Origin of the sequence: Pseudoalteromonas xiamenensis (assembly GCF_030994125.1) — a bacterium.
Classification (GTDB): Bacteria; Pseudomonadota; Gammaproteobacteria; order Enterobacterales; family Alteromonadaceae; genus Pseudoalteromonas; species Pseudoalteromonas xiamenensis_B.
The window spans coordinates 507,835-521,200 of the sequence record NZ_CP099918.1 but is presented as its reverse complement, the minus strand read 5'-3'; the positions used below and the strand labels follow the sequence as shown (position 1 = coordinate 521,200).

General features: G+C 43.1%; 8 protein-coding genes. 6 read left to right on the top strand and 2 right to left on the bottom strand.

Annotated elements, in window-relative coordinates; all coding sequences use genetic code 11:
- Positions 1 to 342: 342 nt before the first annotated feature.
- Positions 343 to 2,538, top strand: coding sequence for a carbohydrate binding family 9 domain-containing protein (locus NI389_RS19420; protein WP_308363148.1), 2,196 nt, complete (start codon positions 343 to 345; stop codon positions 2,536 to 2,538).
- Positions 2,539 to 2,597: 59 nt separating this feature from the next.
- Here NI389_RS19420 and NI389_RS19415 read toward each other — a convergent pair whose 3' ends face one another.
- The gene (locus tag NI389_RS19415; protein ID WP_308363147.1) at positions 2,598 to 4,661 is read right to left on the bottom strand and encodes a winged helix-turn-helix domain-containing protein; all 2,064 of its coding nucleotides are present in this window, start codon (positions 4,659 to 4,661) and stop codon (positions 2,598 to 2,600) included.
- A gap of 276 nt (positions 4,662 to 4,937) precedes the next feature.
- Here NI389_RS19415 and NI389_RS19410 point away from each other — a divergent pair, with 276 nt between their 5' ends.
- The 5 genes from NI389_RS19410 to NI389_RS19390 all read left to right on the top strand — a co-directional run bounded on the left by NI389_RS19410 (position 4,938) and on the right by NI389_RS19390 (position 9,397).
- Entirely contained in the window at positions 4,938 to 6,464 is a 1,527-nt protein-coding gene (locus tag NI389_RS19410) for a PPC domain-containing protein (RefSeq protein WP_308363146.1), read from the top strand.
- A gap of 176 nt (positions 6,465 to 6,640) precedes the next feature.
- Positions 6,641 to 7,483 (top strand): DMT family transporter, encoded by an 843-nt coding sequence (locus NI389_RS19405; protein ID WP_308363145.1) that lies wholly within the window; start codon positions 6,641 to 6,643, stop codon positions 7,481 to 7,483.
- Positions 7,484 to 7,628: 145 nt separating this feature from the next.
- Positions 7,629 to 7,940, top strand: a complete 312-nt coding sequence (locus tag NI389_RS19400; RefSeq protein WP_308363144.1) for a hypothetical protein — start codon at positions 7,629 to 7,631, stop codon at positions 7,938 to 7,940.
- Between the two features lie 117 nt (positions 7,941 to 8,057).
- Complete coding sequence (locus NI389_RS19395; protein WP_308363143.1) at positions 8,058 to 8,759, top strand: helix-turn-helix transcriptional regulator; 702 nt, start codon at positions 8,058 to 8,060, stop codon at positions 8,757 to 8,759.
- A 113-nt stretch (positions 8,760 to 8,872) separates the two neighbouring features.
- Complete coding sequence (locus NI389_RS19390) at positions 8,873 to 9,397, top strand: GrpB family protein (protein WP_308363141.1); 525 nt, start codon at positions 8,873 to 8,875, stop codon at positions 9,395 to 9,397.
- Here NI389_RS19390 and NI389_RS19385 read toward each other — a convergent pair whose 3' ends face one another.
- A complete protein-coding gene (locus NI389_RS19385) occupies positions 9,398 to 13,213 on the bottom strand; it encodes a CHASE domain-containing hybrid sensor histidine kinase/response regulator (RefSeq protein WP_308363139.1) in 3,816 nt (1,271 codons plus the stop codon).
- Positions 13,214 to 13,366 lie beyond the last annotated feature (153 nt).

Sequence of the window (13,366 nt, the reverse complement as noted above, 5' to 3'; positions counted from 1 at the left end):
TTATTTAACACGTAGTTCGTAGTAATCGGAGGTTATTTGAATTTCGTGCGTATTTAGTCGCCGCTCAAAATAAGCTGTAGAAAGTGTGTCGAGTCATATCGCCTACAAGGAAGCTAACCAAGATCATGAACAGTGAATGATCAGATAAAGCAATCAGTACGATTAGAGAGGCCTCTTTTCAACGTGATTTTTTAAGTTAACGGTGTATTTTTATATAAATCAAAGGACTAATCACCTTTCTGTCATTCAAAATCACCTTTTTGTCACCTTTTTCCCGGTCTTATCACCTCTTTTGGGCGTCGCATATCCACAATCAAGTCTGGATTGAAACGGGAAGCGAACATGAAAAAACAACTTTCTTTGCTCAGTATAGCGATACTTTCTGGCTACTCATTAGCGGCTGAATCGGTGCAATTTAAAAATGAACTAAAAGGCAATGCTGCAACGGGCTACGCATTTTCACGTGCGAATTTGAACCTAAAAAAGGCGCGCGTCGCCCCAGTCATTGACGGACAATTCTCGGAGAATGAATGGCAGGACGCTGTTCAAATTACGGACTTTGTCGTGTTTAGACCCTCATTGGGCGATAAGCCAACCTACCCCGTTACGGCATACTTGAGTTATGACGAAAACTTTCTCTATGTTGCGGCTGAAATTCATCAGCCACAAAACACGATCACGGACCGAGTACTGACGCAAGGCAGTGATCTGTGGAACGAAGATTATTTCGGTATTACGTTAGACACAAATTACGATAAGCGGGACGCCTATTTATTTCATGTGAGTCCTTCGGGTGTGAAAGAAGACGGATTAGTTGATGGAACCGATTACATAGGACAATGGTCAACGCTGTGGTACGCCAAAACGGCGGTTTTTGATGACGGTTGGCGAGTTGAAATGGCCATTCCTATGCAATCAATTTCATTTGAAAAAAACATCGAAACGTGGGGGATTCAACTTCGGCATAAACTCTCTTCGCCTTACCAACAAGTTTACTGGAACTTAAATGACGGCGAGGCAAATGGTTGGACAGCAGGTCAAGTTGCGCCTATTTCTGGCTTACAAGGGCTAGAACAAGGCATTGGGGTAGAGCTTCGACCAGGGCTTGCGTACAAGTCAAATGATGATGAGAGCGAATGGGTCCCTTCGCTGGATGCTTTTTATAAAATAACGCCCAGCCTAACTGGGGTTGTGACCGTAAACACGGATTTTTCTGGTACGGAAGTGGATGAAGTCGACATGAACATGTCGAGATTTGCCCAGTATTTTGACGAAAAACGCGATTTTTTCCTGCAAGACAGTCAGGTGTTTAATTTTGGAGGGATCAATGATGGGTATCCTAATGCCATGGCCTTTTACTCGCGTCGAATTGGTCAGGGTAAATCGGATGGAATTTTAGATATCAACTGGGGCACCAAACTTACAGGGCAAATTGGTGACACGCGAGTAGGTGTCTTATCAGTAAATCAGCAACGTGATGGCGACAAAGACGAAACCACACAGTTGAGCGTAGCCCGAGTCAGCCAGCAGGTAGCCGATCATCATCAAGTTGGCCTTATAACGACACAGGGCAGTGCGGACAACCGCGATAATTCAGGTCTTTGGGGTGTCGATTATCGTTATGAAAACAGTATATTCAATGAGCAACGTATCGAAGGCTATGGATGGTATCAAGAAACCGAAAAGCAACATGAAGACGAGGATACAAAGGCCTACGGTATACAGCTTTACTTACCCAATGATGCTGTTTATTTTCGCGCGAAGTATCGTTACGTTGGTGATGATTTCGATCCAGCACTTGGTTTTGTGAACCGTAAAGGTGTTCAATACTATGAGTTTGTGAATCACTTACGTTACCGACCAACGGACGGCTGGCTTGCAGATCATATTAACTACTTTCAAACCAATGTCTTTTATTGGCAGACAGACGACACGAACAACGAACGCCTAAGCCAAGAGTATCGACTAAGACCGTTTCAAGTGGAATTCAAGGATTCATCCTTTTTCTACATACAGCACGAAACGCGAAAAGAAAACTTGAAAACGCCATTTAAAATGGGCCGCAATATTACATTCAATAATGATGAATTTAAATTCTCTCGCTGGTACGCCTATTTCCGAAGCGATTCGAGTAAGCCGATTTACGGTAACGTTCGAGTGAGTCGAGGTGAGTTTTACGACAGTGACATGAAACATCTTGAGTTTACCTTAAACTATAAACCTAACAAGCATTTCAGTTTTGAATTGAGCAGACAAAACTACTATTACCAACGAGAATCACAACGCGAAAATATGTTTGGTACACGCTTCAAAATGGATGTTGCCTTTGACAGTGATTGGTCATGGAACACCTTACTGCAACACAATACTCAATCCGATACCTTGTCCGTCTTTACGCGACTGCGCTACCAAAGTAAACCAGACGAACTCTATCAGCTTACATTGAGCCAAGGTTATGATATGGAAGACGGATGGCACGAGCGTGTGAAAACAGCAGATGAAACTGCCCTTAAACTCAACTATATTTTTCGCTGGTAACCGGACTGTTTAATGGCAATGGGGATAGACACATAAAGTCTATCCCCAAGGACAAAACATTACCTCGCGATGGTTCGATAGATTTGGCTTCGGAAGGTTTCTTTCCCTGCGAAAATAACCGTGTCCTCTTTTACATCAAAACCGAGATAGGCATTTAGAGGCTCTTCCGAAAGTGGCTGGAAGATATCTCCATTGACGTTGTAGCGACTAAGTGTTTCACCGAATTCAGACACTAAATACAAAATATTGTTGTCCACTTTCAGTTTTGAGTACATGGGTAAATTACCAACGTATTCACCAGTATCAACCGATGGTGTCGTAAAAATACGATCTGTCGGCATACGATATAAATCCCTCTTACTATCTACAAAATAATACCAGTTATCATTTGCTGGATCGGCTAATACCTGACGCCATGGTGCTTCGAGGCGGGCAATTCGTTGGAGGTTAGAATTATAAACCTCAACATATCGCTGATTTTGATAGGTCATAGAAACTGAAAACAACGTATTCGTTAACCATTGAATGTGGTCGATGTAACCATCTAAGAAGATTGATTGCAAAGAGTTACGTTCGTTTAAATTGCTCAGTAAAAGCCGATGACTTTCAGACAACAAAATGAATTCGTCGTTATTGGATAACGCCATTTTTTCAATCATGTAGTAATCATCTAGCAACGGCACCAGCGCTGCGGGCGAATTTGGTGATTGAAAGTACAGTTGGGTGAGTCCGGCCCGATTCGATAAGAAATAGTGACCTTCTTTTGTGTGCGCAAGCGCAGGATTGGAATCGATGACACTGCTGTTATCTAGCCAATAGTTTGTTTTCAACCACTTCACATCGATGTTTTTATCACTGCTTAAGTAAATGTAATCAACCCCATTTGGATGACGTGCAATTGTACAGCAAAGCCTTTCACTGCTGGAGGACAGTAACGTTTGCTCGCGACTGGTTAAGTCCATTCTCACCAATTTGCTATCAGGTGCCGGAGTTGTATAAACAAGACCTTCGCGCGCCTGATCCCAAATAACGTGATGACTAAAAAAGTCGAGTTCAACAACTGGCGTCAGTATCGACTGGTCGATTTGATATTCAAACACAGCGGTTTTGCCATCAATTGAAATCGTGGTTATGAGCAGTTTATTCGCGTCTTGATAGGTATCTAGGCTGACCATCCTCCATTTGTCGCTCAGTTCGATGTTCAGCGCTTGAAGTGATTCACCTACCGTCGCGCTAAACAGCGTATTGCGATGTTCGTGGTGTTTATCGTGACCTAATGCAAAGAGTCTGTTTTGTGTAGGCAGGTACAAAGACCAATGAATTTTTAGCGTGTTGCAAGAGGTCAACAACGTTGAATCAGCACTGACCGTACTTGCATTTAAATTCAAGTCGCTGACATACCAACCGCACTCTGGCGCTTTAACGCGATACATGAGTTTACTGGAGTCTGCAAACAACAGTTCGCCAAAACTAGGCAGACCTTTAATTTCTTTGGGCAATGTTGCATTTCCTGCGTTGACCGCAGTTTGCCAAAGTCCGGTACCTTGTTGGCGATGATTTAAAAACAATAATGTCTCACCATCTTGCGTCACGATAGGGGAGCCTTTTCCACCATAAAAGCGAGAAAGCGCTGCACTATCGCCAAACACGGAAGCAGAAGAGGAATACAAAGCAATATAGCCAAGCACCAATATCATCACAGTGAAAAAAGCGACAAAGTATGGGGTATGAGTACGTGACGAAACAAGCTGCACCTGATTAGTAACTTCTGTTCTTTTCGGTATGGGTTCAGGCGTCTCTATCTTCGGTTCGATAGCACTTATCTGTGCGATAAACACGTAACCTTGCTTAGGGATCGTTTTAACGTACTGAGGATTTTTCGCATCGTCACAAAATAGTTTTCGCAAATTCGCAACCAGCTTGTTAATGGCATTGTCCGTCACAATGACGTTTTGCCAAATCGCAAGCTGCAGCTCATCTCGCGTGATAATACGATTGGGGTTTTCGACAAAAAATGTCAATAAAGTAAGCAATCGGGGATCGAGCGGGATAACTTGTTCATCTTTTGATAGACAAGAATTTAGTGCGTCGAACTTATATTCCCCAACTTGAATGACTTCCATGGATTTCATTTTTGTTGTTGTTTGGAGAAACATGTTAACGAGGATTGAGAGATATGCAACGATTAAAGTGTAAGTAAACGCGAAGAATACAACACTGACACTTCGAGTCGTTGTTATTCACCGACTCTATTTCTTGGCTTAAACGATAAGTTCCTAAAACTCCTACGTTTGTAAAATTTGTGTATATAAAATATTGTATAATGTATATTTTGAGGCTATAAATTTACTGCTCTTTTTTTGAGCGAGTCTAATTCACACATGTAAAGGAAACTCATAATGAGAACAGTAAATAGAATAGGAAATATATTGTCCTTGCTGGCCATTTCCTATCTGCCTTCAAGCCAAGCGATTGATGATGTTGAAAAGATATCCGTCTTTGAAGCAGAGCATAGCACGTTGGCTACGCAGCTTGAATTGGCAGATACGTGCAAGCAAGAGGGGCCTTTTTCGGGTCAAAATCTGGCAAGTGGTGATAGCATTTGTATGGCTAACAGTTCGGTCCGCTATTACAGCATCGCTAATTCAGATAAATACTCAAGTCTGGCGATAAGTACGGCTCATGGCACTGGTGACCTGAGTTTATACGCACAGAACGGTCATTGGCCGTCAACCACGGGGGCCGATCCATCGTCGACTCGTGTCGGCAATCAAGAATGCATCATTTTAACAAATCCAAGCAAGTATTGGAGCTATATTGCCGTGACGGGTAGTTCAACCAATGCTAGTTTAGTGGTGGATTTGGGGGCAACAAGTTGTCGTTCATCGACAACCACTCCACCTCCTCCGCCGTCGAAAGGCAATGATGGCTATAAATATAACTACGCGAAAATCAAGGTATTTCGATTTGAGTTTTCTGATACGCGTTTGTTGTGGCCCGATATGGCACAAGCACTAGACGATGTCGTCAAATATTATGACGAACAGTCGTATGGCAAGTTTTCGGTTGGCTACGATATTAGTGCGCCAATTATTCGGATTAACCAGCCTAAAAGTACTTTTGATAACGATTTTCATGGTTGGACTAAAGTTTGGAAGGCAAAAGTGAGTGAGATGGGGACAAACCCAGACAACCCTGGCGATGGTACGGTGGTTATGATGGTTGCACCGCAAGTCGGTAATTTCAACTCAAGCGCTGCTCCTCCGAGTATTTCGTTGTACCACCACACAGCCGGCGTTGTTGCGCATGAATTAGGCCATGCACTAGGTCTTCGTCATGCTAAAGCCCTTGAAGCTGGTCCCGGTAAGGTGATTGGCGTTGGCGATTACGATAAAGAAAGTCTCAATTACGGTAACGTTTACAGTATGATGGGCATGGGCGCTCATTCGTTAGAGGCCTATAACTTATTGTATAAAAGTTACTTTAATTGGTTGAACGACAGTGAAGTACCTACGATTAATTCATCTGGAACCTACCGAATTTATGCATTTGATCAGGGGCGTGTTGCAAAATCGCCCATAGGATTAAAACTGAAATCTGGTAATGGGCAATACACTTATTGGCTTGAGTATCGTACATCACATAAACGTTATACAGGCACAAAAAATGGCGTGTTGATTAATCTAGAAGGGTATTTCGAAAATGAACAAGACAGTCGCTTCTGGAAAACGACTTCGTACCTTTTAGACATGACACCTGGTTCAAAAACACCAGGTTGGTGGGGTGATGATCAGACCGATTCTGAATTAGTGCTAGGAAAAAGTTACACTGACCATTGGGGTGGGTTCACCATCACACCGACCCAAGTTGGTGGTACACCTGATTCTCCTAATGCATGGATAGACGTAAAAGTCACATTGCACTAATCGCCAATGATAGAAAGCAGACATCGGAGTCTGCTTTCTCCTATTAAAAATAAATTCAAGTTGCTCTTTTCTCCTCGTATAAATTCACTGGTAAATATGACGCAAAATTTTGTACAGTCTTCCTACAAGTTGCATTTCAATAAACACACTGACGATTTATGTTTAAGACGATTTTTATGACAAGCATCGCGCTTATCGCCTTTGCGGGGAATTCGATACTCTGTCGTCTGGCACTGCAAGGTGGCGAAATTGACGCGGCGAGTTTCACTGCTATCCGATTGTTTAGTGGCAGTGTAATGTTGGCCCTTCTCGTCGCATTTACGAAAAGTCAAAAGCACGAAGTTAAAGACAAATCAGGGCTAAAACTTTGGTTGCCCCCTGTAATGCTCTTCACCTACGCAACAAGTTTTTCCTTTGCTTACTTGTCGCTTGAGACGGGAATTGGGGCACTCATTCTTTTTGCATTTGTTCAACTTGGTATGCTTGGACTATCTATATTTTACGGCGAACGCTTAGCTAAAACTGAGTGGATAGGCATCGCGTTTGCCTTCGGTGGTTTAACTTACCTTTTGTTACCGGGTGCTTCGTCGCCATCGATTTTTGGCACATCTTTAATGGCTATTTCAGGACTAGCCTGGGCAGTTTACACGTACGCTGGCAAAGGAGTTCAAAACCCACTGAGACAAACGAGTTTCAATTTTGTCTACACCCTACCGTTTGTAACTGGGTTGGTCGTCGCTGCATTTGGCACGCTGTCGGTGACAAGCCAAGGCGCGGTTTACGCCATCTTATCAGGGGCTGTTACGTCTGGATTGGGGTATGCCATTTGGTACGCGGCGCTTCGGAACCTATCGAGCTCTCTTGCAGCAAGTTTACAACTTTTAGTGCCTATTTTAGCTGCATTGGGCGGTGTATTGTTTGCGCAGGAAGTGCTTACACTGCGTCTTGTTCTGGCAAGTTTGATGATTTTGGGTGGAATAGGGCTTGTGATATATGGGCGAAACACCTCATCAGAATAAAAGGAATACATTTCTGCTAATGTAATGTCATTGCGTGGATCACTACTGACACTCGCTGACACTGGCACATGTTTCAATGTATTTACACCAAAACGGCAGGTTGCCCAGAAGTTGGTGCTATTTGAACAGTAAAAGGAAAAGTAGAATGAAACCTTATCTCGAAGTGATTACATTTAAGTTAAAAGCAGGTGTGAGTGAGCAAGACTTTTACGCTGTGCATGAAGCATTCAGAGCGTTTCTTGATGCGCAAACTGGATTGCTCTATCGAACCCTTGCCAAACATCCAGAAAACGAAACGTTTATTGACATCATTTATTGGCAAAGCAAAGCTGATATTGCGAAAGTCGAGGAGAGTTTCTATGATGACGCACGTTGCAAGGCTCTGATGGACATTGTGGATTCAGAGAGCGTCGTCATGAGTCAAAACGAAATCATCGCACAATCGTGTAATTCTTAGTAGACCCTGTCCCTGTGCCAAACGGCAGTACAATACATAATTGTGTTGCTGTTTGGTTTCTTATTCTTATCATAGAGCTACATTATCCAATCAAAACCGCTAATGAGTATTTAGAACGTGCATAAATCGGAACGCCTTTTTCAATTGGTTAATTATTTGCGAAGTCGACGATTGGCGGTTTCTGCTGATACGCTTGCACAAGCGTTCAATGTGTCCATCCGTACGATTTATCGCGATATTCAAGATTTACAATCGAGCGGTGTTTCGGTCGTTGGAGAACCGGGTGTCGGCTTTATGTTGTCTAACGCGGAACTTCCCCCGCTCATGTTTACGCTTCCCGAGCTTCAAACCTTATTGCTTGGTTCTAAAATGGTGTCACAGTGGACCGATCCGCTTTTCTGTGAACATGCGGCAAGTGCTCTTCGTAAAATTGAAGCGGTAATACCTGCTCCGATGAAGCAAGCACTGGATGACTTTCCGATTATGGTTGCGCGTTTTGGGTTTGATGAGCAAAGTCAGGCGTCCATTCAAGTTGTTCGGCAGGCAATCGAGTTAAAGCAACGTGTGCTATTAAGGTATTGCGATGCCAAAAATGAATCAAGTCAACGTGAAATAGAGCCTCTTGGCATGGTATTTTGGGGCGGTAAATGGACACTCGTCGCGTTTTGTTGTCTACGCAATGACTATCGAGAATTCAGAATAGACCGTATGCAACATGCGCAATTGCTTCAACAAGCTTTTGTAACAACATCAACTAAGTCAATGAATCACTACGTGGAGTTGGTCCGCGCTCGCTATCGTGATGAATGCCAAAACTAAATATTGGCCTGAGCATTTTTCATTGGTTTTGCTTCTCAGAAATGTTGATTGTCTTCGTAACGCAATCAGAGTAAAACATTCGATGAGTTTGGAAAACAAAGAGAAAACACACAGTGAGTTCCCGTATTATCGAAATTGTGGATTACCGAGATACTTGGCCAAGTGAGTTCAAGAAAGCAAAAGACACGTTGTTATCAGAACTAACCCCAAGCAATGTGGTTGCTATTCACCATATTGGCAGTACAGCGGTTACAGGCCTGTGTGCAAAACCGATAATTGATATTTTAATTGAGGTCAATGCGTTGAATGTCGTCGATTTGGACTCAGTGAAACTAGTGGCCATCGGCTACAAGCCTAAAGGCGAAAATGGCATTGAAGGACGGCGATATTTCCAAAAAGGCGGTAATGCACGAACTCATCATGTTCATATTTTTGAAAAAGGTCGAGCGGAAGTGTTTCGGCATCTTGTTTTTCGTGACTACTTAAATACCCACCCTGACGAAGCTCGAGCATATGGCGACGTAAAACGCCGCGCAGCAAGTTTGTGCAACAACAATAGCCAAGCCTATTGTGATTATAAAGACCCATTCATCACCGCGCTTTTGGAAAAAGCGATTGCTTGGCATGTGTACCTGTAGTTAGTTTCCTATCCAACGAACTAATGTGTTTTCCATGGTTTGCAGATTTATCGGTTTGGAAATGTAATCATTCATTCCGACTTCTAAACAGCGAGTTTTGTCACCTTGCATTGCATTTGCCGTCATCGCGATAATGGTAATGTTCTTATTTAACTCACCCGCAATGCCCGCCCTTATTGCGGTGGTTGCTTCAAATCCGTCCATCTCAGGCATCTGACAATCCATCAAGATCATTTGATAAGGTGGTTCTGCTTCTTTTAGCTTTTCGAGAGCGAGTGCCCCATTGTTGGCAATATCACAGGTCAACTCGAGTTGATTCAACATTTTTGAGGCCACAATTTGGTTAACTAAATTATCTTCAACGAGCAAAATCCGAGTGTCTGTATTGATGGTATTTTTGGGTGTATCGACATCACTGGCGACTTCATGGATCAGGTGTTGAGTGATAATCGGTATGCCAGCTTGATCCAAACTCTTGGCAGACAACAAGCTGATTGCCTTAAATAGATCTTCAGCCGTGACCGGTTTTGGGAAATAGGCATTGAACCCGACTTGGGCAAACCGACTACTATCCCCAAGTTGACCCATTGAGGTCATCATAACTAATTTTAGGTCATCAAATCGATTGTCATCCCGTATTTCCCAACCAAGTTGTTCACCATCCATTTCAGGCATTTGCATGTCCAAAATGGCCAGATTAAACGGCAGATTTTCTTCCATTGACTTTCTCAATGTCCGAAGTGCCTCGAGTCCTGAACTGACGGCAACACTTTTGATCCCCCAATTACTAAGTTGGCCACATACCACTTCTAAATTAGTTTTATTGTCGTCAACAACAAGTACATTTAAATGCTGTAAGTCGACCTGAGGAAGCGTTATCGCACTATGAGTACTTTCTCCAAGCAATAAGTCAAAGGTAAATATTGAGCCTTCGCCCTCTTTGCTGACGAGCGTAATATCTCCGTGCATTAAGTTACAGAGTTGTTTACAGATAGCTAAACCAAGCCCTGTGCCGCCAAAGTGACGCGTAGTGGATGCATCAGCTTGAGTAAAGGCCGTGAAGAGGCGATTTTGTGCTGAGCGACTTATACCAATGCCAGTGTCACTTACCGAACATATAAATCGCCACCCACCTTCTTCCGCCTTCATTCTTGCACGGACAACAATTTCACCTTGGCTCGTAAATTTTATGGCGTTCCCAATCAGATTGGTCAGAATTTGACGTAGTCTACTGGGGTCGCCAGACACAAAGCACAAAGGAAGCTCTCGAATATCTAAAATGATTTCGAGGTTTTTTTCACTGGCTTTTAACGCCATCGTCTCACTCAGTTCACCAAGCAGTCGTGCGGGGTTAAAGTCGATATTTTCGAGCTCCAGTTTACCCGCGTCGACTTTTGAAAAGTCCAAGATGTCGTTAAGGATCGTCAGGAGATTTTCAGCACTGGTTGTCGCCAGCTTTAACTTATGCGCTTGTTCTTGATCTAAATTTGTGTTGCTGAGCAAATTCAACATACCAATAACCCCATTCATTGGGGTACGGATTTCGTGGCTCATGTTCGCTAAAAACTCGCTCTTTGCTTTACTTGCTTGCTCAGCGACGACTTTGGCTTGCTTCAAAGCTTGCTGGGTTTGGTGAACATCTGTGATGTCTGTAAAACTCCACACTCGACCGACAACTTCACCCTCAATCCACATAGGTAATGAAACCCGTTTAAACACTCGGCCATCTGTAAAATGGAGTGTTTCTTGTGCTTCAATTTCGGGGGTTTTGTAGAGCGCTTTAACTCGACGGCGGGCCTCGTCGGTGTCCATTAATTGCTCGGTAAGGGTTTTCATGAACTCGCGGTCATTTATGTCTTGAATATCGTCTACTGCAATTCGCCACAGTCGATAAAATTGCTTGTTTGCGCGAAGTAATTTACCTCGTGCATCCGTTACCAGAATACCGCTGTTGGTTGCTTCTAATGTTGCTTCAACGAGGGCTAATGACTCTCGCAGTGAATTGGTTTTTTGTTCTGACTCAGTAACATCTAAATGCGTGCCAATCATTCGAATGGGTTCGTCACCTTCCCATTCAATGACCCGGCCATTACTTAACACCCAGATCCAATCACCACTTCGATGTTGCATCCGAAACTTGCACTGGTACATAGATGTTTCTTTTCGCCAATGAGTGGTTAGCTGTTTTTCACACTCAATGAAATCGATAGGGTGGATTAAATCGCGCCACGTATCTACTGAGACAGGCATTAATTCTTCGAGCGAATAGCCAATGATTTGCGCCCATCGTTCATTAAATTTTACCTCGCCCGAATTGATGTACCAGTCCCACGTACCAACTTCTGTCGAACTTAAAATAAGCTCCAACTGACGAGAATAATCGACTAAAACCGCTTCTGCTTGCTTTCGTTCAGTGATGTCTGTGCGAATTGCTATGTAGGATTGTGCCCGCCCCGCATCGTCTGTTGAAGCGAGAATCGTAGTACCAACCCAGTAAAGCTCGCCATTTTTATTTCGATTGCAGATCTCTCCATGCCACGTTTGTCCTTTTTTCACCGTCGCGTACATCTCTCGCCAAAACTGTTCGGAATGTCGTCCTGAATTTAAGATCCGATGGTTTTGCCCAAGCAACTCGTCTTTGCTGTACCCACTGATTTCGCAAAATTTTCTATTTACGTATTGAATCGTTCCTTTTAAATCCGTTACCGCAACGATTGCGTGTTCATCCAATGCAAACTTTTGGTGATGGAGTTCGGCTAACGCATTTTTTAGTTCAGTTGTTTGTTCGTCAACCCGGCGACTAATTGTGACATTTTTTAAGGCAAGTAAATGTGCCAACAAGGTCATAAATAATGTTGTGATTATACCAACCCAGAAAGCAATCAATTTTGATTTTTGAGGGGATTGGCCGAACGTTTCATCGATTGACATCGCTTGCAACTGCCAGCGACGGCCTCCGTGTTCTGGTAAGCTGTAATTGAAATAAAGATGCGAGTTAAACTCGTCTATTTGGTTTTTATTTTTACTATCATAGAGCAGCGTAGGGTTGAGGATATCCGTTATATCCATCAGTCTGAAATAAAGTGCCGCCGAATGATAAGGGTGGATTTCATGGTTTACGATATCATCCATTTTGAATGTAGCAAGCACAAACCCGAGTAGTTCAGTTTGAGTATTACTGCGCAGTGCAATTTTATCTCGATATACGGGGTAGCTGACGACATAACCTAGGTCGTTGTCATGCATGTACAAAGGGATTGGTTTGGTGGCTTGAATGGAATTCGTCTCTTTCGCGCGAGCCATCGCATCCATCATGTTAGCATCTGAATTAAGGTCGAGACCGAAGATGGTGGATTCTTTGCTTTTGGATTCACTGTACAAAACCGGGAGATACTGTTTTTGTTGGTCTCGGCTACTGAACGTATTGTCGTTATTTCGTTGAACAATCGTTTGGCCGTGGCCACTTTGCTTTAGTTTTTCCTCAAACGAGGTGCGGTCTTCTTGTTTTACGAGTGGCGCCCAGATAAGCGAGAGAATATCTTCGTGTCTGGTAATGATAATTTCGGCTTCACGTTTAAATAATTCTTCAGATGGTGCATGGTTCGAAAATAAAAGTTCAAGGGTGTAAAGCGCTTGTATGTTTATTTCCGTCTCACGAATTAGTGCTTCACCTAATTCTGTAACCGATTCTGAAAAGCGGAGGAAATCGGCTTCTTTCTCGAATTTGTACACTCTATTTGAGACGATAAAGCTAAGAGACAATCCAATGCAAAAGATGACCAGCTGCGTCGCGAATGGTTGTAAAAATTTCAGCATTTCACCTTTTTTCCAGTTATGTAGCGCCAATTTTGATGACTCAGAACGAACCTTTTCGATGCCTCTATTAACTATATGCGGATACGGCAAATTTGCCAGTCAAGGTGAAAACCGAGTAGGCTATAGGGGTCTTTTTGTGGAGTAAGGATTTAT